Source organism: Devosia sp. Leaf64 (assembly GCF_001421945.1).
Lineage (GTDB): Bacteria > Pseudomonadota > Alphaproteobacteria > Rhizobiales > Devosiaceae > Devosia.
This window is the reverse complement of the sequence record NZ_LMLO01000019.1, coordinates 185,495-208,582: the sequence shown is the minus strand read 5'-3', so window position 1 is coordinate 208,582 and position 23,088 is coordinate 185,495. Positions and strand designations below refer to the sequence as shown.

The 23,088-nt window shown below is 61.2% G+C and carries 27 protein-coding genes and 1 tRNA gene; 16 read left to right on the top strand and 12 right to left on the bottom strand.

Features of this window, described 5'->3' with window-relative positions:
- The first annotated feature begins 44 nt into the window (after nucleotides 1-44).
- From ASE94_RS12225 to ASE94_RS12210, 4 genes are all read left to right on the top strand, one after another.
- Nucleotides 45-1,046, top strand: coding sequence for a Gfo/Idh/MocA family oxidoreductase (locus ASE94_RS12225; RefSeq protein ID WP_200913636.1), 1,002 nt, complete (start codon nucleotides 45-47; stop codon nucleotides 1,044-1,046).
- Nucleotides 1,047-1,089: 43 nt separating this feature from the next.
- Nucleotides 1,090-2,103, top strand: a complete 1,014-nt coding sequence (locus ASE94_RS12220; protein WP_062630625.1) for an aldehyde reductase — start codon at nucleotides 1,090-1,092, stop codon at nucleotides 2,101-2,103.
- A 52-nt stretch (nucleotides 2,104-2,155) separates the two neighbouring features.
- Nucleotides 2,156-2,231, top strand: a tRNA-Ala gene (locus tag ASE94_RS12215).
- A gap of 79 nt (nucleotides 2,232-2,310) precedes the next feature.
- Nucleotides 2,311-2,559 carry a hypothetical protein gene (locus ASE94_RS12210; RefSeq protein WP_062630624.1) on the top strand — a complete coding sequence of 83 codons (249 nt, stop codon included), beginning with the start codon at nucleotides 2,311-2,313 and terminating at the stop codon, nucleotides 2,557-2,559.
- Here ASE94_RS12210 and ASE94_RS12205 read toward each other — a convergent pair.
- The 3 genes from ASE94_RS12205 to ASE94_RS12195 are packed head-to-tail and all read right to left on the bottom strand — an operon-like array spanning nucleotide 2,556 to nucleotide 4,353.
- On the bottom strand, nucleotides 2,556-2,843 hold the full coding sequence (locus ASE94_RS12205; RefSeq protein WP_062630623.1) for a GNAT family N-acetyltransferase: 288 nt from the start codon (nucleotides 2,841-2,843) through the stop codon (nucleotides 2,556-2,558). The genes ASE94_RS12210 and ASE94_RS12205 overlap by 4 nt on opposite strands.
- Before the next feature lie 17 nt (nucleotides 2,844-2,860).
- On the bottom strand, nucleotides 2,861-3,814 hold the full coding sequence (gene argC / locus ASE94_RS12200; protein ID WP_062630706.1) for an N-acetyl-gamma-glutamyl-phosphate reductase: 954 nt from the start codon (nucleotides 3,812-3,814) through the stop codon (nucleotides 2,861-2,863).
- Nucleotides 3,815-3,873: 59 nt separating this feature from the next.
- A complete protein-coding gene (locus tag ASE94_RS12195) occupies nucleotides 3,874-4,353 on the bottom strand; it encodes an SRPBCC domain-containing protein (protein WP_061908396.1) in 480 nt (159 codons plus the stop codon).
- Between the two features lie 125 nt (nucleotides 4,354-4,478).
- On the opposite strand from ASE94_RS12195, the gene deoD reads away from it, so the two are divergent.
- A complete protein-coding gene (gene deoD / locus ASE94_RS12190) occupies nucleotides 4,479-5,189 on the top strand; it encodes a purine-nucleoside phosphorylase (RefSeq protein ID WP_062630622.1) in 711 nt (236 codons plus the stop codon).
- A gap of 1 nt (nucleotide 5,190) precedes the next feature.
- Nucleotides 5,191-5,553: a DUF1304 domain-containing protein gene (locus ASE94_RS12185; RefSeq protein WP_061908398.1), complete on the top strand. Its 363-nt coding sequence runs from the start codon at nucleotides 5,191-5,193 to the stop codon at nucleotides 5,551-5,553.
- Between the two features lie 47 nt (nucleotides 5,554-5,600).
- Here ASE94_RS12185 and ASE94_RS12180 read toward each other — a convergent pair whose 3' ends face one another.
- On the bottom strand, nucleotides 5,601-6,992 hold the full coding sequence (locus ASE94_RS12180; RefSeq protein ID WP_062630705.1) for a M20/M25/M40 family metallo-hydrolase: 1,392 nt from the start codon (nucleotides 6,990-6,992) through the stop codon (nucleotides 5,601-5,603).
- A gap of 148 nt (nucleotides 6,993-7,140) precedes the next feature.
- Between ASE94_RS12180 and ASE94_RS12175 the strand changes: the two genes are divergently transcribed.
- Entirely contained in the window at nucleotides 7,141-7,911 is a 771-nt protein-coding gene (locus tag ASE94_RS12175; protein ID WP_062630621.1) for a FadR/GntR family transcriptional regulator, read from the top strand.
- On the opposite strand, the gene ASE94_RS12170 is transcribed toward ASE94_RS12175, so the two are convergent.
- Nucleotides 7,908-8,948 (bottom strand): PAS domain-containing protein, encoded by a 1,041-nt coding sequence (locus tag ASE94_RS12170; RefSeq protein ID WP_062630620.1) that lies wholly within the window; start codon nucleotides 8,946-8,948, stop codon nucleotides 7,908-7,910. The genes ASE94_RS12175 and ASE94_RS12170 overlap by 4 nt on opposite strands.
- 183 nt (nucleotides 8,949-9,131) lie before the next feature.
- On the opposite strand from ASE94_RS12170, the gene leuD reads away from it, so the two are divergent.
- The 4 genes from leuD to leuB all read left to right on the top strand — a co-directional run bounded on the left by leuD (nucleotide 9,132) and on the right by leuB (nucleotide 11,816).
- A complete protein-coding gene (gene leuD, locus ASE94_RS12165; protein ID WP_062630619.1) occupies nucleotides 9,132-9,737 on the top strand; it encodes a 3-isopropylmalate dehydratase small subunit in 606 nt (201 codons plus the stop codon).
- Between the two features lie 3 nt (nucleotides 9,738-9,740).
- Nucleotides 9,741-10,169, top strand: a complete 429-nt coding sequence (locus tag ASE94_RS12160; RefSeq protein WP_062630618.1) for a GNAT family N-acetyltransferase — start codon at nucleotides 9,741-9,743, stop codon at nucleotides 10,167-10,169.
- 4 nt (nucleotides 10,170-10,173) lie between these two features.
- Complete coding sequence (locus tag ASE94_RS12155; protein ID WP_062630617.1) at nucleotides 10,174-10,569, top strand: RidA family protein; 396 nt, start codon at nucleotides 10,174-10,176, stop codon at nucleotides 10,567-10,569.
- A gap of 146 nt (nucleotides 10,570-10,715) precedes the next feature.
- Nucleotides 10,716-11,816, top strand: a complete 1,101-nt coding sequence (leuB, locus tag ASE94_RS12150; RefSeq protein ID WP_062630616.1) for a 3-isopropylmalate dehydrogenase — start codon at nucleotides 10,716-10,718, stop codon at nucleotides 11,814-11,816.
- Nucleotides 11,817-11,868: 52 nt separating this feature from the next.
- On the opposite strand, the gene ASE94_RS12145 is transcribed toward leuB, so the two are convergent.
- From ASE94_RS12145 to ffh, 4 genes are all read right to left on the bottom strand, one after another.
- Nucleotides 11,869-12,138, bottom strand: a complete 270-nt coding sequence (locus tag ASE94_RS12145; protein ID WP_062630615.1) for a BrnA antitoxin family protein — start codon at nucleotides 12,136-12,138, stop codon at nucleotides 11,869-11,871.
- A complete protein-coding gene (locus tag ASE94_RS12140; protein ID WP_062630614.1) occupies nucleotides 12,122-12,424 on the bottom strand; it encodes a BrnT family toxin in 303 nt (100 codons plus the stop codon). Before ASE94_RS12140 ends, ASE94_RS12145 begins: the two co-directional genes overlap by 17 nt.
- A 101-nt stretch (nucleotides 12,425-12,525) precedes the next feature.
- The gene (gene rpsP / locus ASE94_RS12135) at nucleotides 12,526-12,888 is read right to left on the bottom strand and encodes a 30S ribosomal protein S16 (protein ID WP_061908407.1); all 363 of its coding nucleotides are present in this window, start codon (nucleotides 12,886-12,888) and stop codon (nucleotides 12,526-12,528) included.
- A gap of 36 nt (nucleotides 12,889-12,924) precedes the next feature.
- Nucleotides 12,925-14,508 (bottom strand): signal recognition particle protein, encoded by a 1,584-nt coding sequence (gene ffh / locus ASE94_RS12130; protein WP_062630613.1) that lies wholly within the window; start codon nucleotides 14,506-14,508, stop codon nucleotides 12,925-12,927.
- A 287-nt stretch (nucleotides 14,509-14,795) separates the two neighbouring features.
- Here ffh and ASE94_RS12125 point away from each other — a divergent pair, with 287 nt between their 5' ends.
- From ASE94_RS12125 to ASE94_RS12105, 5 genes are all read left to right on the top strand, one after another.
- A complete protein-coding gene (locus ASE94_RS12125; RefSeq protein WP_162236086.1) occupies nucleotides 14,796-15,383 on the top strand; it encodes a hypothetical protein in 588 nt (195 codons plus the stop codon).
- A 94-nt stretch (nucleotides 15,384-15,477) separates the two neighbouring features.
- On the top strand, nucleotides 15,478-16,326 hold the full coding sequence (gene dapF, locus ASE94_RS12120; RefSeq protein ID WP_062630704.1) for a diaminopimelate epimerase: 849 nt from the start codon (nucleotides 15,478-15,480) through the stop codon (nucleotides 16,324-16,326).
- Nucleotides 16,326-17,588, top strand: a complete 1,263-nt coding sequence (mtaB, locus tag ASE94_RS12115; RefSeq protein ID WP_062630611.1) for a tRNA (N(6)-L-threonylcarbamoyladenosine(37)-C(2))-methylthiotransferase MtaB — start codon at nucleotides 16,326-16,328, stop codon at nucleotides 17,586-17,588. Before dapF ends, mtaB begins: the two co-directional genes overlap by 1 nt.
- A 20-nt stretch (nucleotides 17,589-17,608) precedes the next feature.
- Nucleotides 17,609-18,823, top strand: a complete 1,215-nt coding sequence (ftsY, locus tag ASE94_RS12110; RefSeq protein WP_062630610.1) for a signal recognition particle-docking protein FtsY — start codon at nucleotides 17,609-17,611, stop codon at nucleotides 18,821-18,823.
- A 96-nt stretch (nucleotides 18,824-18,919) separates the two neighbouring features.
- Complete coding sequence (locus tag ASE94_RS12105) at nucleotides 18,920-19,588, top strand: septation protein A (RefSeq protein ID WP_062630609.1); 669 nt, start codon at nucleotides 18,920-18,922, stop codon at nucleotides 19,586-19,588.
- A gap of 39 nt (nucleotides 19,589-19,627) precedes the next feature.
- On the opposite strand, the gene ASE94_RS12100 is transcribed toward ASE94_RS12105, so the two are convergent.
- The 3 genes from ASE94_RS12100 to ASE94_RS12090 form a co-directional block, all read right to left on the bottom strand.
- The gene (locus tag ASE94_RS12100) at nucleotides 19,628-20,059 is read right to left on the bottom strand and encodes a metallopeptidase family protein (RefSeq protein ID WP_062630608.1); all 432 of its coding nucleotides are present in this window, start codon (nucleotides 20,057-20,059) and stop codon (nucleotides 19,628-19,630) included.
- The gene (gene leuC, locus ASE94_RS12095) at nucleotides 20,050-21,456 is read right to left on the bottom strand and encodes a 3-isopropylmalate dehydratase large subunit (protein ID WP_062630607.1); all 1,407 of its coding nucleotides are present in this window, start codon (nucleotides 21,454-21,456) and stop codon (nucleotides 20,050-20,052) included. The genes ASE94_RS12100 and leuC overlap by 10 nt, the downstream gene beginning before the upstream one ends.
- Nucleotides 21,457-21,558: 102 nt before the next feature.
- Nucleotides 21,559-22,914 carry an oligosaccharide flippase family protein gene (locus tag ASE94_RS12090; RefSeq protein ID WP_062630606.1) on the bottom strand — a complete coding sequence of 452 codons (1,356 nt, stop codon included), beginning with the start codon at nucleotides 22,912-22,914 and terminating at the stop codon, nucleotides 21,559-21,561.
- Nucleotides 22,915-23,088 lie beyond the last annotated feature (174 nt).

Sequence of the window (23,088 nt, the reverse complement as noted above, 5' to 3'; positions counted from 1 at the left end):
CCCGCCGCAAGGCTAGGCCTTAGACAGAAGCGAGGAGATGCGACGTGACCAAGAAAGTGCGCTGGGGGATTTTGTCGACCGCCAATATCGGCATGGCCAAGGTGACGCCGGCCATTCAGAAGGCGGACAATTGCGAAGTGGTCGCCATTGCCTCGCGTGATCTCAGCAAGGCGCGGAAAGCCGCCGATACGCTCGGAATTGCCAAAGCCTATGGTTCCTATGAGGAACTGTTTGCCGATCCCGAGATCGACGCGATCTATAATCCACTCCCCAACCATCTCCATGTGCCCATGACCCTTGCCGCGACACGCGCCGGCAAGCATGTGCTTTGCGAAAAGCCGATCGCCATAACCGCCAAGGAAGCCGAAGAGCTGCGCCAAGTGCCCGAGGGGCGTCTCGTCATGGAAGCCTTCATGATCCGCTTTCACCCCCAATGGCAGCGGGCGCGCGAAATCATCCGCTCGGGCGAATTGGGCGAAGTCCGCGCCATCACTGCGGTCTTTTCCTATTTCAACAACGATGCAGGCAATGTGCGCAACCAGGCCGATATCGGCGGCGGCGGTATTTTGGATATTGGGTGCTATCCGGTGACATCAGGCCGGTTCCTGTTCGAAGCTGAGCCGCAGCGGGTGGTTTCGCTTGTCGAGCGCGATCCCGGATTCGGCACGGATCGGTTGGCCAGCGCCATTCTCGATTTCGGCAAGGGCAAGCGGCTGACCTTTACCTGCTCCACACAGCTCGTGCCGCATCAGCGGGTTTTGGTGCAGGGGACCAAGGGCAAGCTTGAAATTCTCATTCCCTATAATGCGCCGGCCGATGAGCGTACGGCCATCACTGTGGATACCGGTTCGCCGCTCGATGGTTCGCTGGCGCGGCGCGAAATCCTTCCCGCCTGCGATCAATATACTGAGCAGGCGCGCGCCTTTGCCGCAGCGGTGCTCGGCGAAACACCCCTGCCCTATGGCATCGAGGATGCGATTGCCTCGATGAAGGTGCTCGATGCCATCTTCCGGAGCGAAAAATCCGAACGGTGGGAAACGGTCTGAGCCATCGTCGCGTTCGTAAAAACTCAACTGGGAAAACCGCGCCATGACCGATCTCGTTCTCCTCACCGGCATTTCCGGCTTTCTCGGCGGCCACGTCGCGTTGGCTTTGCTCAAGGCCGGCTATGCTGTACGCGGCAGCGTCCGCACGCTCGATAAGGCCGATAAGGTGCGGGCAACGCTTGCCAAGGCGGGGGCCGATGTCAGCCGGCTTGATTTCGTCGCGCTCGATCTCCTCGACGATAAGGGCTGGGATGCGGCGATGGCGGGCGTGCGCTTTCTCCAGCACACGGCTTCGCCCTTCGTGCTCGAAATTCCCAAAGACCCAAACGAGCTGATCCGTCCGGCCGTGGACGGCACGCGCCGGGCGATCGAGGCGGCTTTGCGCGCTCAGGTCGAGCGCGTGGTGCTGACCTCGTCCATCGCTGCTATCCAATATGGCCATGAGGACTATGCGCGCGTCTTGACCGAGGCGGACTGGACCAATGTCGAGAGCCTCAAAACGGGCGCCTATGCCAAGTCCAAGACCCTGGCAGAAAAAGCCGCGTGGGAGCTGATGGACAAGGCTGGGCGGCACGATGATCTGGCGGTGATCAATCCGGCCGCCATTCTCGGGCCACTGCTCGACGAAGATCCGGGCACATCCGCGGCGCTGGTTTCGCGCCTCCTCGACGGCAAATTGCCGGCCGTACCGAAACTGGGCATGTCGATCGTCGACGTGCGCGATGTCGCCGCGCTCCATGTCGATGCCATGACCAATCCCGCCGCCGCAGGTCAGCGCTGCATCGCCTCGGAAGGCACCTATCGCATGGCCGACTTGGCCAGGGCGATGAAGCCGGCCTTTCCGGACCGCCGCATCCCGACAGCCGAATTGCCCAATGTCGTCGTGAGGGTCGCCGCGCTGTTCGATCGAGACATCGCGGGAAATATCCACGAACTCGGCGCTCTCAAACGCCTCGACGGCCACCGCGGCAGCGAACGGCTTGGACGTCCACTGATCACAGCCGCAGATTCTGCCATAGCCACTGGCAAGAGCCTGATCGAACACCGTCTCGTCTGACGTCGACCCCTCTTGATCCACGGTCCGAACATGGCAATATTGAAAGCTGTGTGGGGCTGTAGCTCAGTTGGGAGAGCGCGTCGTTCGCAATGACGAGGCCAGCGGTTCGATCCCGCTCAGCTCCACCAAACCTCCCTGAATCCGCTTCCATCGCCTTTGAATTAAACGCGGCAGGATCGCGGGCGGGGTCTGGGCTATTATAGGGGGATGGAACAGAAAGAGCGCAGGCTTCGGCCACGGGATAAGGTTCGGCTCGATGCCACGATCGTGCTGGGCGACGGGCTTTTGCGCGTGCCGGCCCTGTTGCGCAATGCATCGCCATTTGGGGCCAAGGTCGAACTGCTGGAGCCGTGGCCGACGCCCGAGCGTTTTTATGTGCTCTTTGGACATCGGCTCGAACTCTGCCGGCTGATCTGGCGCGAGGATAATCTGCTGGGCCTCGCCTACGAAGACTAGGCGCGCAGATCCGCCCAATCCGGGTGGCGATCGAACTGGACAACCACATAGGGGCAGACCGGGGTGATCTTAAACCCCTCGCTGCGCGCGTCGGCGATCGAGGCTTTGACCAGTTGTAGAGCGATGCCGCGACCTTCATATTCGCGCGGCACGCCGGTATGGTCGACGATGATACGGCCATCGGCCTTGCGATAGGTCATTTCGGCCTCGGCGCCGGGCGCGAGGTCGATGACATAGCGCCCATGCGTTGCGTCTTCTTCACGCCGGATTTTGTATTCGGTCATAGTCGCAAAACCCTTTCTCAGGCGGCAAGGCTCTCGGCTGCTGCAACGCCTAGCATCAGGTTAAGATTTTGGACCGCAGCGCCCGATGCGCCCTTGCCGAGATTGTCGTAGACCGCGACCACCGCGGCCTGGGCCCGCGCGTCATTGGCAAAGACATGGAGAGTCAGCGTATTGGTGCCGTTGTGCACCTGCGGATCGAGCGCAGCGGTCTTGCCGAGGGCGGGATCATAGGGTGCGACCTTGACGAAACTGTCGGGGACGGCAGCGAAGTGATCGGCAATGGCCGCATGGATTTCGGCGCCGGTCGGGACCTTGGCGAGCGTACCCAGATGAAGCGGGAGGGACGTCGTCATCCCTTGCGCGAAATTGCCGACGACGGGCTCGAACAGCGGTTCGCGCTGGAGGCCGGTATAGAGCGTCATCTCCGGCACGTGCTTATGCATGAAGGTGAGGCCATAGGGCATATATTGGCTCGCCGATGCACCTTCGGCCACATAGTCCTCGACCATCTGGCGGCCGCCTCCGGTATAACCGGAAATGCCGTGATAGATGATCGGATGATCGGCGGGAATAAAGCCAGCCGCGATGAGGGGACGGAGACCGGCGATCAGGCCCTGCGGCCAGCAGCCGGGATTAGAGACAAAGCGTGCATTGGCGATTTTCTCGGCCTGATCCTTGTCCATCTCGGCAAAGCCATAGGCCCAGTCGGGATTCACCCGAAAGGCGGTCGAGGCATCGATGACGCGGGTCGTGCCGTTTTCGATGAGCCGCACGCTCTCCTTGGCCGCCTCATCGGGGAGGCAGAGAATGGCGACATCGGCTGCATTGAGGAGGCGCTTGCGCTCCTCCTGATCCTTGCGCTTTTCGGGCGCGATGGAGAGCACTTCGAGATCGCGGCGGCCGGCGAGGCGATCGCGGATCTGCAGCCCCGTGGTTCCGGCTTCCCCATCGATAAAGATCTTGGCGACCATGATCATGCTCCAAAAGTTTCGCGCTTTAGATGGGCCGCAGGACCACGCGCGTCAAGCACCTAGCGCATCGAGGGAATATCGCGCCTCTCGATGACATCCTCGATACCGCCGAGCATGGCCATCCAGCCGCGTTCGGTCTGGGCCAGCCAATCCTCGAATTGCGCATCGAGCGTGTTGTAGAGCGTGACGACGCTGCCGGGGCCATTGGCTTCGGGCTCGATGATCATTTCGACGATGGCCGGATCCTCGGCCTCGCTTTCATGCACCATCCAGGAAAAGGCGATCTTGCTCGGCCGCTCAAGCGCGAGGAATTCGCCGAAATGTCGCGCCCGCGTTCCGGTCTGCCCGTCGGCCAGCATCAGGCGGCCACCGACGCGTGGCTCGAGCTGAACCTCGGTCAGATTGCCGCTTTCCCCGCTGCGCCGCAGCCATGCCGCCTGCCAGCGGCGCGCCAGATCGGGATCGACGAATGCGTCGTAGACCCGCTCGGGGCTCGCGCGAAAACGATGCGTCACCTTGGCTTCTATCTTGTCGGACATCCCAGCCTCCTTCTGTCCCTTGAAGAGGAGCAATGCCGGGACTGGCGAGCGCGTTCCGCACTGGGATTGTCAACTCTTGGCGCTGGTGTCATTGCTCGGTACCGGCACGAGACGAGGAGAAAACCTTGACCCCGCATAATCATGCAAAACCAGGCGACTATGCCGAGGCCGTGCTGCTGCCCGGTGATCCCCTGCGCGCCAAGTGGATCGCCGAGACGTTTTTCGAGGCGCCAAAGCTCGTCAATTCCGTGCGCAATTGCCTCGGCTATACCGGCACCTGGAAGGGCAAACCGGTTTCTGTGCAGGCGAGCGGCATGGGCCAACCATCGCTCGCCATCTATGTGAACGAGTTGATCAACGTTTATGGGGTCAAATCGCTGATCCGCGTCGGCACCTGCGGCGGGCTCAATGCCAAGGTGAAGGTGCGCGACATCATTCTGGCGCAGGCGGCCTCGACCGATAGCTCCATCGTCAAGGGCCGGTTCGGCGCCTTCAATTTTGCGCCCATGGCCGATTTCGGGCTGTTGCGCGACGCCGCAGACAGGGCCGATGCCCGGGGCCTGCGCTATCATGCGGGCAATATGCTCTCGTCGGACATTTTCTATCATGCCGATGGCATGGCCGGTTACGACAAGCTGCCCGAGCATGGCGTGATCGGCGTCGAGATGGAGGCGGCCGTGCTCTATACGCTCGCCGCCAGGTTCGATGTCCGCGCCCTGACCATCTGCACCATGACCGATTGCCTGATCACGCATGAGGAAATCGACGCCGAAGCGCGCCAGACCTCGCTGCGCGACATGGTTGAACTTGCTCTCGATGTTGCTGTGGAGGCCTGAAATGACGGTTGTGGCTTTTGTTCTCGTTGCAGCCGTTGCGCTGCTGCATGTTTATATCATGCTCTTGGAAATGCTCTGGTGGGACACGCCGCGCGGCCAGAAGGCGTTTAATCTGGCGCCCGATTTTGCGCGCAGCACAAAGGTGCTGGCCATCAATCAAGGCCTTTATAATGGCTTTCTCGCCGCCGGCCTCATCTGGGGTCTCGTGCATCCCGATCCGGCGCTGGCCTGGCAGATCAAGATCTTCTTCCTGACCTGCGTTGCCGTTGCCGGCATTGTGGGCGGCGCTACATCGAGCCGGAAGATCGTGTTCGTCCAGACCGTGCCCGCAGTGCTGGCGATCCTCGCCGTTGTATTTGCTTGAAACCAAAGCGATGTCATCCCCGCCGGGGCGGGGATGACGTGATGACTTTACGCGGCAAGCGCGGCCAGCACGTGGACCCAGGAGCGGATGCCGCGGTGGAAGCTGTCGAGATCGTATTTCTCGTTGGGGCTGTGGATCTGATCATCCACATGGGCAAAGCCGATGAGGAGCGTATCGAGCCCGAGGATCGACTTGAAATCGCCCGCGACCGGGATCGAACCGCCCGAGCCGGTGATTACGGCCTGCTTGCCCCATTCGGCTGAGAGACCATTGAGCGCCTTGCGGAGGAATTCGCCATCGGCCGGGACGGTGATGGCCGGCGAGCCGCCATGCGGAATGAACTCGACCGAGCAATCGGCTGGGATCATCTTTTCGACATGGGCCCGGAAAGCGGCACGGATCTTCTTGGGGTCCATGCCGGAGACCAAGCGGAACGAGATTTTCGCCGAAGCCTTGGACGGAATGACGGTTTTGAAGCCGTCGCCGGTATAGCCGCCAATCATGCCATTGATTTCGCAGGTCGGGCGGGCCCAAAGCATTTCGAGGACCGAGCGGCTCTGTTCGCCGGCCGGCAGCGATAGACCCGCTTCACCGAGGAAGGCCTTTTCGTCAAAGCCAAGGCCCTGCCACTGGGCCTTCAGCTCGGGCGAGATTTCAGCGACATCGTCATAAAAGCCGTCGAGCGTCACCGAGCCATCGGGGGCGCGGAGGCTGGCGATGATTTCGGCCAGGACCTGATTGGGATTACGGGCCGCATTGCCGAACATGCCGGAATGGAGGTCCTTGTCAGCCGCAGTGATGACGATCTCATCGGCGACAAGGCCGCGCAGCATGGTGGTGATCGACGGGGTTTGCCGATCCCACATGTCGGTATCGCAGACGAGCGCGATATCGGCTTTCAACTCCTCGGCATTTTCGCGCATGAAGGGCGGCAGGTTCTTGCCGCCGGATTCTTCCTCGCCTTCTAGCATCAGCGAGACGCGAACAGGCAGGCTCCCTGTGACGGCCTTATAGGCGCGGCAGGCCTCGATGAAGGTCAGCATCTGGCCCTTGTCGTCGGACGCGCCGCGGGCAACGATGATCTTGCGGCCGGCAGCGTCTTCCTTGATCTGCGGATCGAAGGGATCGGAATGCCACAGATTGAGCGGATCGACCGGCTGCACGTCATAGTGAGCATAAAACAGCACATGCGGGCCGGCCTGTTCCGGGCCATGGGCGACGACCACGGGATGGCCGGGGGTCGGGCGGGCGCTGGCATCAAAACCAAGGCCATTGAGCTCGCCGGCGATCCAGTCGGCGGCCTTCTGGCATTCGGCGGCATAAGCGGGATCGGTCGAGATCGACTTGATTCGCAAAAGATCAAAAAGCCGCGCCAGACTTTGCTCAAGCCCCTGATCGACATGGGCGAGCACGGCATCGAGTTGAGTTTTTTCGGTCATGACAGGGTCCTGCGGCAAATTCGGAATCGTATTGCGCCGCACCATGGCGAGCGGGCCCCGGCCTGTCCAGTGCACAGAGGAGCGCTTATATTGTCATACTTATTCGACTGTGATTAGGTCGCCCAACCATTGCCCAAGGAGAGCCAGCATGGATCGATCCGGCGGCCGTGCGCGCCACTCAGGCGACCTCATCGCCATTCTCTCGGGCCGCAACCGCGCGCGGAACCTCCATTCGGACGTGCTTTGGGATCTCGGCTTTGCCATCGTTTCCGGCCAATATCCCGAAGGCTCGATCCTGCCGCCCGATACGGAACTGCTTGAGCGGTTTCGCGTGTCGCGCACGGTGCTACGCGAAGCGCTGAAGACCTTGGCGGCAAAGGGTCTGATCGAAGCGCGGGCGCGGATCGGCACGCGTGTCTTGCCCCGTAATCGCTGGAATCTTTTTGATTCCGATGTCCTTGCCTGGCATTTCGAACTCGGACCAGAAGTGAGCTTCCTGCAAAGTCTTGCGGAAGTGCGCATCGGTATCGAAATCGAAGCCGCGGCGCTGGCGGCCGAGCGGCGGACCGATGATCAGGCCGCGGGCCTCCTCGCAACGGTTGAGCTGATGGCGAAGGCAGGGACGCCCGAAGACTTTGCCCGCCACGATCTCGATTTCCACAAGACCGTTGCCGATGCGTCGGGCAATCCCTTCATGGCCTCGATCAGTGCGCTTGTCGAAATGGCGCTGACCGCGGCCTTCACGATATCTTCGCCGGTCAATGAGCCCGAGGCTTTGACCCAGACCGTTGCTGTGCATCGGGCCATTGCAGATGCGATTTCGGCGCGGGATGCCATCGCCGCCCGGGAGGCTATGCGCGTGGCCATCGCCGAGGGCTTTGCCCGCGCGGCCGGGCGCATGGAAGAGCGTAAGAACTAGAGCGAAATTGCGAGTTTTCCCGTCAGCGTGCGATGAAAGATCAACCCACCCTCGGTGAGGGCGCGGGTCAGCCGTTCGGCCGTGCGCCGGCGCGCCACCTCGATCACTGGCGCCGTCGCTTCCTCGATGCGCATGATGGTCGAGGCTGAAACGCCCGATTGTTCCGCGAGAACCGGGATGGTCCAGCCAAGAAGATTGCGCGCGCCCCGCAGCAGCGGCCCATTGAGCAGCTCTTCGCTCGCCACATCTTCGGCGATGACACCGCCATGCCCGGGACGCCTGATCGAAGTGAGCCCGAGCCATTCGACCGGCTGGCCATTTTCGTCCGCAACGGGGTAGCGGACATTGCGCATGGGCACATACTCGCCTGGCGCGATTTCGACCCGGACCTCGCCCGTATAAATGTCCTGCCGCTCGATGCTGTCGAGCACGATCTGCCGGTCGTCCGGATGGATCGACTTGAACCAGCTTTCGAGCGTGAAGATCGGCGTTTTGGGCAGCCCCAAGTCTTCGGACATGCGGATCAGTTCGAGAAACTTGCCATCGAGCGAGCTGAACCAGGCGATATCGACATCAAGACGCTCAAAAACCGCATGAAGGCGGCGGCGCATCATGCTCATGGCTTTGCGGAGGCTCTCCTCCTGCGTGCGATCTAGCGCGCAGATGATCCAGCCTATGGGACGCTTGGCGTCATCCATTAGGCGCTCGAACCGCAATTCGAGCTGCCGGACCGTGCCATCCTCGCGCATGAGCCGCAAATCGCGGCGCATCGGCAGGAGATCGCGCATGAGCATGTGAAAACTCTCGACGAGCGCGGCCCGATCATCGGGATGGGTCCGCGCCTCGATGAATTCGAGCGAGATCTGCTGGCCGATATGATCGGTTGTGCCGGCAAGCACATGCAGACCTTCCGACGCCTGCACCCTGCCATCGGCAAAGGAAAGCGTGCAGAAGCCTGTGCCTGCCATGGCTTCGAGGGCTCGCAAAAGCTGGCCAGACGTTGGATGAGAGGCGCCGCTCTGGCCGAGCGAGACCATCTTAGGCACTTGTCCTTGCATTGCTAACCCCCCGGTAAGCAAGATGACGCGCGCGTAAATTCTTGAGGCGTACCAGTAGACAAAGGGTCTATGGCTGGTCAAGCGCCGAACGCTTTAGCCACCTGACGACTTGACCCCGATCCCGCTTTGGCTCAAAGACCCAAGATAAAGCGAGGTTTCGTGATGGAAAAATTCACCACATTGACGGGTGTCGCAGCGCCCCTGCCGATCATTAATATCGATACCGATATGATCATTCCCAAGCAGTACCTCAAGACGATCAAGCGCACCGGCCTTGGCGTCGCCCTGTTTTCAGAGATGCGCTACAATGAAGACGGCTCGGAAAACCCCGATTTCGTGCTCAACAAGCCAGCCTATCGCCAGGCCAAGATCGTCATCGCCGGCGACAACTTTGGCTGCGGCTCCAGCCGCGAGCACGCGCCTTGGGCCCTCGCCGATTTCGGCATCCGCTGCGTGATTTCGACGAGCTTTGCCGACATTTTTTATAACAACTGCTTCAAGAACGGCATTTTGCCCCTCGTCGTCTCGCCCGAGCAGCTAAAACTCCTCCTCGACGATGCTGAGCGCGGTGCTAATGCGACGCTCAGCATCGACCTTGAAGCCCAGACCATCAAGGGTCCGGACGGCGGCACGCTGCATTTCGATATCGACCCATCGCGCAAGCAGATCCTGCTCGAGGGCCTCGACGATATCGCCGGCACGCTGAAATCCGATCCTGCCATTTTGTCCTTCGAGGGCAAAATGGCGAACGAGCGTCCCTGGCTCTAAACCGTGGCGGAAATCGTCTTCGAGGCCGAGCCGCATCCCAATACGCGGGCGGCCATTCTCGATGGCCTCATCGCCTATAATGCTGCGCAGACGGAGAACCGCTTTGGTGCTCCACGCACCATCGCTCTCGCGCTCAAAGACCCGGAAACCGGCGCTTCCGTCGGCGGGCTGACGGCGCGGGTCAGCTATAGCCGGATGTTTGTCGAGTTGCTCTTCATTCCCGAGCATTTGCGCGGCAAGGGCTTTGGCGAAAAGCTGATGGCGGAAGCCGAAAAAGTTGCGAAAGACCTTGGGTGTAGCGGCATCTGGCTCGATACGTTTTCATTTCAGGCGCCGGGCTTTTACAAGAAGCTCGGCTATGCCGAATTCGGCGCCCTGACTGATTATCCACCCGGTTTTACCCGGCATTTCCTCCACAAAACCTTGAGTTGATCCCATGGTCCAGCGCGTTTCTACCGGCTCTCCCTTTGAAGCGACTTTTGGCTATTCGCGCGCCGTGCGGCACGAGGATACGGTCTATGTCTCGGGCACGACGGGCTATGACTATGCTACGATGAAGATGCCCGAAAGCGTTGGCGAACAAGCGAAAAATGCGCTGGCGACCATCGACAAGGCGCTCAAGGAAGCCGGCTCTTCGATCGAGGATACGGTGCGGGTCGTCTACTATCTCGGCGATCGGTCTTATGTGGACGAGGTCGTCGCGGCGGTTGGTCCGGTGTTCGGAAACATCCGCCCGGCCGCGTCCATGCTCATAGTTGCGATGATCGAGGAAGGCATGAAGATCGAGATCGAAGTGACGGCTCGGATCGGGGCCGCAACGAGCCACGCTTAAGTCGCGGTTTCGATAGCATTCCGTTAACACTGACAGCGCTTTCGCCCGAAAGCGCTGTTTTGCTTTGTGCCCTTGCACAAAAAGCCAAAATGCGGATATGTCGGCGCCAAGGTGTACCCACCAGTACGGCGAGGAGTTTTCCAAAAATGGCCACCCATTCCCTGTTTCTTCTGCCGGGCGACGGCATCGGCACCGAGATCATGGTCGAGGTCGAAAAAATCATCGCCTGGTCCAATGCCGAAGGTCTCACCGACTTCGCCATCGATACCGGTCTTGCCGGTGGCTGTGCCTATGACGCGCATGGCGAAGCCATCTCCGAAGACGACATGGCCAAGGCGCTCAAGGCAGATGCCGTTATCTTCGGCGCCGTGGGCGGCCCCAAGTGGGACAATGTGCCCTATGACAAGCGCCCGGAAGCTGCGCTCCTCCGTCTCCGCAAGGATCTTGGGCTCTTTGCGAACCTCCGCCCTGCGATCTGCTACCCCGCGCTCGCCGATGCGTCCGCGCTCAAGCGCGAACTCGTCGAAGGCCTCGATATCCTGATCGTGCGCGAGCTGACCGGCGGTGTCTATTTCGGCGAGCCCAAGGAAATCACCGACCTTGGCAATGGCCAGAAGCGTGGTGTCGATACCCAGGTTTACGAAACCTATGAAATCGACCGCATCGCCCGCGTCGCCTTCGATCTCGCCCGCACCCGCGGCAACAAGATCCACTCGGCCGACAAGAAGAACGTCATGAAATCGGGCGTGCTGTGGGACGAAGTGGTCCGCACTGTCGCCAAGGATTATGCCGACGTCGCTTTCAACCATATTCTGGCTGACAACTGCGCCATGCAGCTTGTGCGCAATCCAAAGCAGTTCGACGTGATCGTCACCGACAACCTCTTTGGCGATATCCTCTCGGACGTCGCTGCCATGCTGACCGGATCGCTCGGCATGCTGCCCTCGGCCGCGCTCGGCGCACCGGATGCCGTCACCGGCAAGCGCAAGGCCATGTATGAGCCCGTCCACGGCTCGGCCCCCGACATTGCCGGCAAGGGCATTGCCAACCCGATCGCCATGATCGCCTCGCACGCCATGGCGCTGCGCTATTCGTTCGGCATGATTGAACTGGCCGACAAGGTCGAAGGCGCCATCGCCGCAGTCCTCGCCGATGGCCTCCGCTGCGCCGACATCGCCCAGGACAATCGCAAGACGGTTGGCACGGAAGAAATGGGCGCAGCAATCTTGGCTAAGTTGAAGGCGTAAGATTTAAACTCGGTGTCACGCCAACAGCCCCGGTGTTCGCGCCGGGGCTTTTCTATTTGGTGCTGTCGACCTTTTCAGCGAGCCAGATTTTGATCAGCGATTGATAAGGCACATCGCGCTTATTTGCGGCCACTTTGATCTGATCGAGTAGGCCCGTCGGCAGGCGCAGTGAGATGGATGCTGACGACGGCTTGAGATTGGGCATGACGACCTGTTTCGCCTTGCCCCAATCGATATAGTCAGTGGTGTCTTGGCTCTCCCAGAACGCACGTTCTTCCGCTTCCGTCTTAAATGTCGGTATCGGCTTAAGAGACTTGCTCATAAACGATCCTTTCCTTGCGATTCATATCGCGCGCAGAGATGACCCGAATACGCGTCTCGTCCTGGCGCAAGGTGAAGGTCACATGCAGCAGCCTTCTGTCGTTGGAATGCCCTAGTGCGTGAAGACGAGGTTCCACATCGCTATGCTTGGCGTCGGCGAGCGTGAGAAGCGGCTGATTGAAGAACATCTGTTCTGCCTCGGCCTGAGACACGCCACGTTTGTCGACGCTCTTGCGTGCGTTTCCGGCGTCCCAATCGAACCCTTGAACTCGGCTCCAGTCGATCATGAATGTATATTACCATAATATACATCGCTTTCAATACCGCACAAAAAAGCCCCGGTGTCTCCAGCGGGGCTTTTCCATTCGCAGGTCCAAAGACCCAAAAATTATTCAGCAGCGCCTTCGGCGGATGCTGCGGCCTTGGCGGCCTTTTCTTCAGCGCGTTCCTTGGCCTTTTCGCCGGGAACACCCTTGTTCGGGTTGTTACGGGCTTCGCGCTTCACGAGGCCAGCAGCGTCGAGGAAACGCAGGACACGGTCGGTCGGCTGTGCGCCGTGCGAGAGCCAGTGCTTGGCGCGTTCGGTGTCGAGGACGACGCGGTTTTCAGCTGATTTGTCGAGCAGCGGGTTGAAGGTGCCCAGCTTTTCGATGAAGCGGCCATCACGGGGCGAACGGGCGTCGGCAACAACGATCTGGTAGAAAGGACGCTTCTTGGTGCCACCACGGGCCAGACGGATCTTGAGAGACATTGCTTTATTCCTAAGGCTGTCGGTTGATAGTTTGGGTTATTTCTTCTTGCCCAGGCCCGGAAGGCCAGGGAAACGCGGAGCGCCGCCGAGACCGGGAAGGCCCGGGCCACCGGCGGATTTGAAAAGCTTGTTGACGTCTGTGGGCAGCTTGTCGGCCATCGGCAGATCGGCCGAGGGCAAGCCCTTGAGCTGATCGGGATTGATGCCGGCCTGACGCGCCATCTGTTCGAGCTGCTTTGGGTCCATCTTGGAGAGATCGGGCATGCCACCGAGCATGCCGCCCATCTTGCCGCCGAACATGCCACCAAGAGCGCCCATGCCGCCCTTGGACACCTTCTTCATCATATCCGCCATCTGGCGGTGCTGCTTGGAAAGCTTGTTGATTTCCGAAACCTCGACGCCGGCACCGGCAGCGATACGCTTGCGGCGCGAGGCATTGAGCAGGTCCGGATTGGCCCGCTCTTTCTTGGTCATGGAATTGATGATGGCGATCTGACGATCGAAAACCTTTTCATCGACATTGGCGCCGGCCATGGCTTTCTTGAGCTGGCCCGCACCGGGGAGCATGCCCATGAGGCCGCCCATGCCGCCCATCTTCTTCATCTGCAAAAGCTGGGCGCGCAGGTCGTCGAGGTCGAACGAGCCCTTCTTGAGCTTGGCCGCCATCTTCTGGGCGTCTTCGGCCGTGACGTGCTCGGCGGCCTTTTCGACGAGCGAAACGATGTCGCCCATGCCCAGAATTCGGTCGGCGATACGCGCGGGATGGAAATCCTCGAGCGCATCCATCTTTTCGCCGACACCGATCAGCTTGATCGGCTTGCCGGTGGCTGCGCGCATCGAGAGCGCCGCACCACCGCGACCATCGCCATCGACGCGGGTCATGACGATACCGGTCACGTCCAGACGGGTATCGAAAGAGCGGGCGACGTTGATCGCATCTTGGCCCGTCAAGGCGTCGACGACGAGCAGAATTTCGTGGGGTTTCGCGATCTCCTTGATGGAGACCGTTTCGACCATCAGCTCTTCGTCGATGTGCGTGCGGCCGGCGGTATCGAGAATGAGGACATCATAACCGCCAAGACGGCCTTCGCGCTCGGCGCGGCGGGCAATCTCGACCGGCGTTTCAGTGGCGACGATTGGCAGCGTATCGACGCCGACCTGTTCGCCGAGCACGCGCAGCTGCTCCATGGCAGCCGGGCGGCGGGTATCGAGCGAGGCCAGAAGAACGCGCTTCTTTTGGCGGTCCTTGAGACGTTTTGCAATTTTGGCCGTCGTGGTGGTCTTACCCGAACCCTGCAAACCGACCATAAGGAGGGTAACGGGCGATGGCGCGTTGAGATCGATGGTGACCGCATCGGAGCCGAGAACGGCAACCAGCTCGTCATTGACGATTTTGACGACCTGCTGGCCGGGCGTCACCGAGCGGGTGACTTCGGCGCCGACGGCGCGTTCGCGGACCTGTTCGACAAAGGCACGGACGACTTCGAGGCTGACGTCGGCTTCGATCAGCGCCCGGCGGATTTCGCGCATTGCCGCATCGACATCGGCAGCGTTGAGCGCGCCGCGTCCGCGAAGTCCGTCAAAAATCTTGCCAAGCCGGTCGCTTAAGCTCTCAAACATCGCTTTTCCTTTTCGCTCACGGGCCGCACCGCTCAGCCACCGACGCGCTAAAACCGCGCTGGTGGCTTCGCTGGCCCTCCGCGGGGCGCCAAAACGTTGGCGGGGTCCTCGCTTTGCTCGTCCAGTGAGCCATATGGTATTCATGCAAGCAAACGCAAAACCCACCCGCGGGCGCAACGCGCTGGCGGATGTTGGCCTCCGGGATCGTGGTACCCGCCTTTGGGTCCCAGTCGGCTGGTCAGGAGCAAAAGCCTGATGAACGGGCCGCGTTTAGGGGAGAAATGCGCGTGAGTCAAGAAACGAAGGGTTTTATCGCGACCGATGCCCTGATCGACAGGCTAAGGGCGCGGCAGGATATCAGGTTGATCGGCATCGATGGATTGCCGGTTTCGGGCAAATCGACGCTCGCGGATCGGCTGATCAAGAGCTTTGATGCCGACGTGATCTATCTCGATGATTTCGTGCTACCGCAGAATGCATGGCCGGAGCCGATCAAACCTCGATTTCCCTTTCCCTATATGCGGCACGCAGCGTTTTTCGAGGCGGTCGAGACCTTGGCCCAATCCGGTGCCTGCCGCTATCAGCTTTATGATTGGGAGGCTGGGGCGCTAGGGCCCTGGAAAGAGATTCGGCTCGGCGAGAAGCTGATCGTCGTGGAAGGCGTCTCGGCGCTGGCCGAACGCTTGGCGCCGCTTTACGATCTAAAAGTCTGGATCGAAAGCGACGCAGCAACGACGCTACAAGCCTCGCTCGACCGAGGCGTTGGCGCCTGGGAGCGGCAATGGCGCGACCTCTTCATGCCCAGTGTCGAGCGCTATATGGAAACGCGTCCCCTTGAGCGTGCCGATATAGTCGTTCCCGGACGCGGGGCTTAGCCGGGCGGCACTGGCAATTGCCTGCCACTTCCGCCATATAGTGCCCGAGACCAAAAGACAGGCACCGCTCGTGAGCAACGCACCCTTTCTCAAGATGAACGGGCTGGGCAACCAGATCATCGTCGCCGACATGCGCGGCCGGACGGATCGCGTGACGCCTGAGGCGGCAATTGCGATCAATGCGCGGGCCGAAACCAAGTTCGACCAGATCATGGCCATCCATGACTCTCGCATGCCTGGCACGGTCAATTATATCGAGATCATCAATTCCGACGGCTCGCGGGCACAAGCCTGCGGCAATGGCATGCGCTGCGTGGTGCAGCTTCTGAGCGCCGAACAGGGCCGGCGGCGGTTTACCTTCGAGACGGTGGCCGGAATTTTGTTCGGCGAAGAGGCCGAAAGCGGGCTGATCACCGTCGACATGGGCACGCCCAAGTTCGCCTGGTTCGACATTCCGCTGGCTGAGGAATTTGCTGACACGCGAAAAATCGAATTGCAGATCGGGCCGATCGATGCGCCGGTGCTGCATTCGCCATCGGTGATGGCGATCGGCAATCCGCATGCGACGTTTTGGGTCAAGGACGATGTCTGGTCCTATGCGCTCGACCGGTTTGGGCCCATGCTCGAAAACCACCCGATCTTTCCCGAGCGCGCCAATATCGGCATTGCCCAGGTGATCGAGCCGGACAAGATCGTTTTGCGCGTCTGGGAGCGCGGGGCGGGTTTGACCGAAGCCTGTGGTACCGCGGCCTGCGCAGCGGTCGTCAATGGCGCCCGGACCCGCCGGACGGATCGCAAGGCGACCGTGACGCTGCCGGGCGGCGACCTCGTCGTCGAATGGCAGGCAGATGACCATGTGACCCTGACCGGCCCCGCCGAACTGGAGTGGCGCGGTGCCTTCGACCCGGCTACGGGCGCCTGGACGCGCGCCGAGGCGGCCTGATGGCAGTCGAAACGCTGACATTCGGCTGCCGCCTCAACGCCTATGAGGGCGAGGTGATGAAGGCCGAGGCCGAAAAGGCCGGGCTCGACAATGCCATCATCATCAATACCTGCGCAGTGACAGAAGAGGCCGTCAAACAGGCCAAGCAAGCGGTGCGCAAGGCGCGGCGCGATAACCCGGCAGCGCGGATCATCGTCACCGGTTGCGCGGCGCAGACCGAGGCGCGGACATTTGGCGACATGGACGAGGTAGACCTCGTCATCGGCAATGACGATAAGCTCAGGGCCAAGAGCTATAAGCCACTGGTGTTCGGCCTGGCGCTGAACGACAAGGTCCAGGTCAACGACATTATGAGCGTGCGGGAAACCGCAGGGCATCTGATTGCCGGGATGGATCGGCGGACGCGGGCCTTCGTCCAGGTGCAAAATGGCTGCGATCATCGCTGCACCTTCTGCATCATTCCCTTTGGCCGCGGGCCATCGCGCTCGGTGCCGATGGGGCTCGTGGTCGATCAGATCAAGCAGCTCGTCGGCAATGGCTATCGCGAAGTCGTGCTGACCGGGGTCGATATCACCTCCTATGGGCCGGACTTGCCGGGCGCGCCGACCCTCGGCACGCTGGTGCAATCGATCCTGCGGCATGTGCCGGACCTGCCAAGGCTTAGGATTTCCTCGATCGATTCCATCGAGGCGGATGCCGCGCTCTATGAGGCTGTGACGGATAAGCGGTTGATGCCGCATCTTCATCTCTCGCTGCAATCGGGCGACGATCTGATCTTAAAGCGGATGAAGCGGCGGCATTCGCGCAGCGAGGCACTCGAGGTGGTCGAGAAACTGCGGGGGCTGCGGCCCGACATGGTGTTCGGTGCCGATATCATTGCCGGGTTTCCAACGGAAACCGAGGCGATGTTCGAAAACTCGCTGCGCTTTATCGGCGAGGCGGGGCTGAGCTATATTCACGCTTTCCCATACTCGCCGCGGCCAAGCACGCCGGCGGCGCGCATGCCGCAGGTGGGCAAAGGATTGGCGCGGCAGCGCGCCGGCCTTTTGCGGGCCGAAGGCGAAAAGCAGGTGGCGGCGCTTTATGCGAGCCGACTTGGCCACACCGAAAATGTGCTGATGGAGCGTTCCGGCGTCGGGCGCACCGAACAATATATCCCCGTTCGCGTTGCCGGTATGGAAGCCGGTGATCTGGATGCGGTTGTCATCACCGGGCGCGGCGCCGATTGCCTGGTGGGCGAAAAGCTGCGCGCGGCCGCCTGAGGCGAGGAAAGAACAAAAGCATGAGCGATAAGGTATCCGGTTTCTTCAAGCGCTTGTTCGGCACCGAGCCCGTGCCGTCGCCGGCTCCACCCGAGACGCGCCCGGATGCCCCGATCCAGCCCATTCCGCCCGTGCCGGAAACGGTGCCGCCTGCGCCGGAACCCGAGCCGGTCCCGGAACCCGTGGAAACGCCCGACCTGCCGCCGCCTGGGTCTCCCGAAACGACCCCCGACTATGTCGAGGAAATTGAGGAGCGCGCTTTAGAAATCCAGAACAGCGTGCCGATCATTCCGGCGCCCGCCACCGCCGAGGTGCCGCGGCAAAGCTGGTTTTCGCGGCTGACGACGGGGCTAAAACGCTCCTCGGATAATCTGACGACATCGATCACCTCGGTCTTTACCAAGCGCAAGCTGGATGGGGCGACGCTCGATGAACTGGAGGATGTGCTGATCCAGGCCGATCTCGGGCTCGAGACGGCCATGGCCATCACCGAAACCCTACGCCGCGACCGGTTTGATCGCGAAGTATCCGACAGCGATGTCCGTTCCGTGCTCGCGGCGGAAGTCGAAAAGGTCTTGGGACCTGTAGCGCGGCCGCTGACGGTCGACACGACCAAGACGCCGTTCATCATCCTGATGATCGGGGTCAATGGCTCGGGCAAGACGACGACGATCGGCAAACTGGCGCAAAAGTTCGCAGGCGAAGGAAAATCCGTGATGCTGGCGGCGGGCGATACGTTCCGCGCTGCGGCAATCGAGCAATTGCAGGTCTGGGGTCAGCGGACGGGCGCGCCGGTCGTTTCGCGACCCGCCGGCGCCGATGCGTCGGGGCTGGCTTTCGACGCGGTCACCCAGGCCAAGGCCGAGGGGCGCGATGTGCTGATCATCGATACGGCCGGGCGCTTGCAGAACCGCGACGAATTGATGGACGAGCTTGAAAAGGTCATTCGCGTCATCAAGAAGGTCGAGCCATCGGCGCCGCATGCGACGCTGCTGACGCTTGATGCGACGACGGGCCAGAATGCGCTCAAGCAGGTCGAGATTTTTGGCAAGCGGGCCGGGGTAACGGGCCTTGTCATGACCAAGCTCGATGGCACGGCGCGGGGCGGCATTCTCGTCGCGATTGCCCGGAAGTTCGGCCTGCCGGTGCATTTCATCGGTGTCGGCGAAGGGGTGGACGACCTCGAACCCTTCGAAGCGCGCGATTTTGCCAAGGCGATCGCCGGGCAGGACTGATCGCCTCGGACAAAATCTGACCATGCTTGGAGCCTATTGCGCTTGCAACGCCTGGCCCATGCCATCACATTGGCGCAAGACGCCATGGAACGAACAATGACCGAAAAAGCCGCCCAAACAGACGTGAGCTGGGACGACCTCAAGCCACAGATGACCAAGCTCTCGCTCGAGCTCGGTCCGCTGGTCATCTTCTTTCTCGTCAATTTCTTCGGCGACCGGATCCTGGCAGCCTTCCCAAGCCTGACCCCGATTTTTCCCGAAGGCTTTTTCCTCGCGACCGCGGTCTTCATGATCGCCATGGTCGTGTCGCTGGTCATTTCCAAAATCGTGCTCGGCAAAATCCCGATCATGCCGCTGGTGACCGGTGTCGTCGTGCTGATCTTCGGCGGCTTGACGCTGTGGCTGCAGGACGAAACGTTCATCAAGCTCAAGCCGACCATCACCAATATGCTGTTCGCCTCGGTGCTGCTGGGAGGGCTCGTCTTCCGTCAGTCGCTGCTCAAATATGTTTTTGGCGATGTCTACCGGCTGCGCCCCGAAGGCTGGTGGAAGCTGACGCTGAACTGGGGCCTGTTTTTCGTGCTGCTGGCCGTGATCAACGAAATCGTCTGGCGCAACTTCGATACCGCGTTCTGGGTCAATTTCAAGGTCTGGGGCATCATGCCGCTGACGATGATTTTCTCGATGACCCAGCTTCCGCTGCTGAGCAAATATGCGCCGGAGAACGAACCCGCCTCGCCGCCGCAAGTCGTGGTCGAGAGCTGAATAAAAAATCCCCGCTTTGGCGGGGATTTTGTTTTGGGCCTATTCTTCCGCGTCGGCGCGGGCTTCGATCTCTTCCATGTCGTCGTCGGAAAAGCCGAAGTGGTGGCCGAGCTCGTGAATGAGCACATGGGTAACGACTTCCCCGAGGGTGTTGTCGTCGTTTTCGGCCCAGTAATCGAGAATGGCGCGGCGATAGAGGAAGACCGTATTGGGCAATTGCCCGGTCTGGGGCATGGCGCCGTCTTCGGTGAGGCCAATGCCGGTGAAGAGACCCATCAGCTCGAAAGGGCTCTCCATTTCGAAATGGGCGAGAATGTCGTCTTCGGCGAACTCGGCCACCGAACAGGTGACGTCGGCCGCGAGCGATTTGAACGGCTCGGGCAGTTCAGCCAGGGCCTTGCTTGCCAAAGCCTCGAAGTCATCGAGGGTCGGGGCATAAAGCCCCGACCAATCGGTGTGTTTTACTTCCACTCGCGGATATCGACGAAGTGGCCGGCAATGGCAGCGGCAGCAGCCATGGCGGGGGAGACGAGGTGGGTGCGGCCCTTAAAGCCCTGACGGCCTTCGAAGTTGCGGTTCGAGGTCGAAGCGCAACGTTCTTCGGGCTTGAGCTTATCGGGGTTCATGGCGAGGCACATGGAGCAGCCGGGCTCGCGCCATTCAAAGCCGGCATTCTTGAAGACGACGTCGAGGCCCTCGGCTTCGGCCTGTTCCTTGACGAGGCCCGAACCGGGCACGATCATCGCCGAGACGTGGCTTGCAACCTTGCCATCGCCGATCACGGCAGCGGCAGCGCGCAAATCTTCGATGCGGCCATTGGTGCACGAGCCGACAAAGACGCGGTCGATCTTGATATCGGTGATCGGGGTGCCCGGCTTGAGGCCCATATAATCGAGGGCACGCCATTTTGAGGCGCGCTTGGTCTCGTCCTGGATCTCATCGGGATTGGGGACCACGCCCTGCACCGAGATGACGTCTTCGGGCGATGAACCCCAGGAGACGATCGGCGGCAGTTTGGCGGCGTCGAGAATGACGACTTTGTCGTAATGGGCGCCTTCATCGGTATAAAGCGTCTTCCAATAGTCGACGGCCATGGTGAAGGCCTCGCCCTTGGGCGCGCGGGGACGATCCTTGACATAGGCAAAGGTCGTTTCGTCCGGCGCGATGAGGCCGGCGCGGGCGCCGCCTTCGATGGTCATGTTGCAGACCGTCATGCGGCCTTCCATCGAGAGCGACCGAATGGCTTCGCCGGCGAATTCGATGACGTGGCCATTGCCACCTGCCGTGCCGATTTCGCCGATGATGGCGAGAATGATGTCCTTGGCAGTGACGCCGGGGGGCAATTGGCCATCGACACGCACCAGCATGTTCTTGGCCTTTTGCTGGATGAGCGTCTGGGTCGCTAGAACGTGCTCAACCTCGGACGTTCCGATGCCGTGGGCCAGAGCGCCGAACGCACCGTGGGTGGACGTGTGCGAGTCGCCGCAGACGATGGTCATGCCCGGGAGGGTAAAGCCCTGTTCGGGGCCGACGATATGGACGACGCCTTGGCGCTTGTCGAAGGGGTCATAATATTCGATGCCGAAATCGCGGGTATTTTCAGCCAGCGTCTCGATCTGGATGGCGCTTTCCGGATCGGGATTTGGCAGGGAACGATCGGTGGTCGGCACGTTGTGGTCGACGACGGCGAGGGTCCGCTCGGGGTGACGGACCTTGCGGCCGTTGAGGCGGAGACCTTCGAACGCCTGCGGGCTCGTCACTTCATGGACGAGGTGGCGATCGATATAAAGAAGGCTCGTGCCGTCCGGATTGTTCTGAACCAGATGGTCGTCCCAGATCTTGTCGTAGAGCGTGCGGGCCTTGGTCATTCGTCGTGTTCCGAGGGGCAGGATTGAAGTTTGGATTGGTTCTAAGCCGAGAGGGCTTTTGGGTCAAGAACAACCGTACTCTTGGGTACGCCCAGGCCGGACTCAGGTCGCTTGGGCGTCCTGCAGGCGGCCGACGGCCAGGGCGCCGAGAAGACTTGTATCGAGCCCAATGCGATAGCGGCACCAAAGGGCAATGGCGATCTGGGCGATAATGCGCGCGCCCATATTGACCGCCGCGCCGCCGACAATGCCCCAGATCGGGATCACGATGATCTGAACGAGGAAGCCGAGGCCCATAATGGTGCCGAAGACGGCGACATAGGCCCGCTCGTGGCCGGTCATCATCATGACGATCTTCGAGGGGCCGGTGACGGCGTCGAAGAGAAGGCCGAAGGCGAGAAGCAGGAGAACAAGGACGCCTTCAGAATAAGACGGGCCGAAGAGCGACAGAATGGGCTCGCCGAAGACCAGAAACAGCGCGAAAATAACGAGCGAAAACAGAAAGCCCGCCCAGGCGCAGAGGGCGGTGATGGCCTGAGCCTTGCGCATGGCGCCCGAATGATAGTGCTCGGCGACCATGGGGGCGATGACGAGTTCGATGGCGAAGGTGAAGAGCGTCATCAGGCCCGCCGTGCGGAAGGCGTTGAAGTAGAGCCCAGAGCTTTCGAGGTCGAGCATGAGGCCGACAAGGATGACGTCGGCATTGAGCGTGAAGGTTTCGATTACCGCGCCAAGGAGCAGCCAGGTGCTGAGCTTGCCCCAGCGCTGCCAATGGGGACGCATCGGGGCAGTCCGCGGCAGGATGGCATAATGGCGGCGCTGGGCAATGCCGGTCTGCATGATGAGCGCGCCAATGAGCAGCGCGGCGGACAGGGTCAGCGCATCGGGGCCGCTGAGGACCGCACCGAGGGCAAAAAGCGCGATCACAGCGGCGGGCAGCGCGAGGCGCCAGAAGATGTCGCGGGGGAGGAGCGCGGTCCAGAGCGAACCCTGTGCGCGCAGCACCGAGGAATTGTATTCGGCCAGTGCCATGGGGAGGATGAGGAAGGCCGCAGCAATGAAATGATTGATGGTTTCGCGCGGCGGCAAAAAGGGAATGGCGGCAAAAGCGAGAACGCAGAGGAGCGCGGCGAGAACGAGGCTGGCGCCGATGGTGATGGCGGAACCCGCGGCGACGACTGCGTCGGCCTCGGCATTTGCGCCCTGGGCCCGCAATTGCGGCCAGAGGCGGAGGACTGCCGTCGATTGTCCCACGCCGGCGATAATGGCGAGAACGGTGGCGAGCGCGAGGCCGAAGGCGAAATGGCCATATTCGCTCTCGGTCTGGGTGCGCGAGAGGACGACATAGGTGACGTAAGTGAGGCCGGCGGTCGCGACCTTGATGCCGAGCGAGCCCACCGAGCGCAAAAGCCCGGACGAGAGCAAGGCAGAAAGATCGGATGGGACGGCCAACCGCATAAAAATTCCTCAGGCCGGGTCGATCACCGGCGGGCAGGAGTCTGCCAGAGGGCCGTCAAGAAGGGGTTACTATTCTCCTTGTATCGGGGCTCCCTTCACCCCCTCCTAGCCTCCCCCATCAAGGGGGAGGTACGGGCCGGTGGATGGGGCGAGATCATGCCAAGGGAGTGGAGC

Excerpts from the sequence above, each read along its gene's own strand:
- ASE94_RS12105 (WP_062630609.1), top strand. The coding sequence starts at position 18,920 with ATGACCGAAAAAGCCGCCCAAACAGACGTGAGCTGGGACGACCTCAAG.
- ASE94_RS12185 (WP_061908398.1), top strand. The coding sequence starts at position 5,191 with ATGACGGTTGTGGCTTTTGTTCTCGTTGCAGCCGTTGCGCTGCTGCAT.
- leuB (WP_062630616.1), top strand. The coding sequence starts at position 10,716 with ATGGCCACCCATTCCCTGTTTCTTCTGCCGGGCGACGGCATCGGCACC.
- ffh (WP_062630613.1), bottom strand. The coding sequence starts at position 14,508 with ATGTTTGAGAGCTTAAGCGACCGGCTTGGCAAGATTTTTGACGGACTT.
- argC (WP_062630706.1), bottom strand. The coding sequence starts at position 3,814 with ATGGTCGCCAAGATCTTTATCGATGGGGAAGCCGGAACCACGGGGCTG.
- ASE94_RS12155 (WP_062630617.1), top strand. The coding sequence starts at position 10,174 with ATGGTCCAGCGCGTTTCTACCGGCTCTCCCTTTGAAGCGACTTTTGGC.
- ASE94_RS12205 (WP_062630623.1), bottom strand. The coding sequence starts at position 2,843 with ATGACCGAATACAAAATCCGGCGTGAAGAAGACGCAACGCATGGGCGC.
- ASE94_RS12210 (WP_062630624.1), top strand. The coding sequence starts at position 2,311 with ATGGAACAGAAAGAGCGCAGGCTTCGGCCACGGGATAAGGTTCGGCTC.
- rpsP (WP_061908407.1), bottom strand. The coding sequence starts at position 12,888 with ATGTCTCTCAAGATCCGTCTGGCCCGTGGTGGCACCAAGAAGCGTCCT.
- leuD (WP_062630619.1), top strand. The coding sequence starts at position 9,132 with ATGGAAAAATTCACCACATTGACGGGTGTCGCAGCGCCCCTGCCGATC.
- ASE94_RS12175 (WP_062630621.1), top strand. The coding sequence starts at position 7,141 with ATGGATCGATCCGGCGGCCGTGCGCGCCACTCAGGCGACCTCATCGCC.
- ASE94_RS12090 (WP_062630606.1), bottom strand. The coding sequence starts at position 22,914 with ATGCGGTTGGCCGTCCCATCCGATCTTTCTGCCTTGCTCTCGTCCGGG.
- mtaB (WP_062630611.1), top strand. The coding sequence starts at position 16,326 with ATGGCAGTCGAAACGCTGACATTCGGCTGCCGCCTCAACGCCTATGAG.
- leuC (WP_062630607.1), bottom strand. The coding sequence starts at position 21,456 with ATGACCAAGGCCCGCACGCTCTACGACAAGATCTGGGACGACCATCTG.
- ASE94_RS12220 (WP_062630625.1), top strand. The coding sequence starts at position 1,090 with ATGACCGATCTCGTTCTCCTCACCGGCATTTCCGGCTTTCTCGGCGGC.
- ASE94_RS12145 (WP_062630615.1), bottom strand. The coding sequence starts at position 12,138 with ATGAGCAAGTCTCTTAAGCCGATACCGACATTTAAGACGGAAGCGGAA.
- ASE94_RS12195 (WP_061908396.1), bottom strand. The coding sequence starts at position 4,353 with ATGTCCGACAAGATAGAAGCCAAGGTGACGCATCGTTTTCGCGCGAGC.
- dapF (WP_062630704.1), top strand. The coding sequence starts at position 15,478 with ATGAACGGGCTGGGCAACCAGATCATCGTCGCCGACATGCGCGGCCGG.
- ASE94_RS12140 (WP_062630614.1), bottom strand. The coding sequence starts at position 12,424 with ATGATCGACTGGAGCCGAGTTCAAGGGTTCGATTGGGACGCCGGAAAC.
- ASE94_RS12170 (WP_062630620.1), bottom strand. The coding sequence starts at position 8,948 with ATGGTCTCGCTCGGCCAGAGCGGCGCCTCTCATCCAACGTCTGGCCAG.
- ftsY (WP_062630610.1), top strand. The coding sequence starts at position 17,609 with ATGAGCGATAAGGTATCCGGTTTCTTCAAGCGCTTGTTCGGCACCGAG.
- ASE94_RS12180 (WP_062630705.1), bottom strand. The coding sequence starts at position 6,992 with ATGACCGAAAAAACTCAACTCGATGCCGTGCTCGCCCATGTCGATCAG.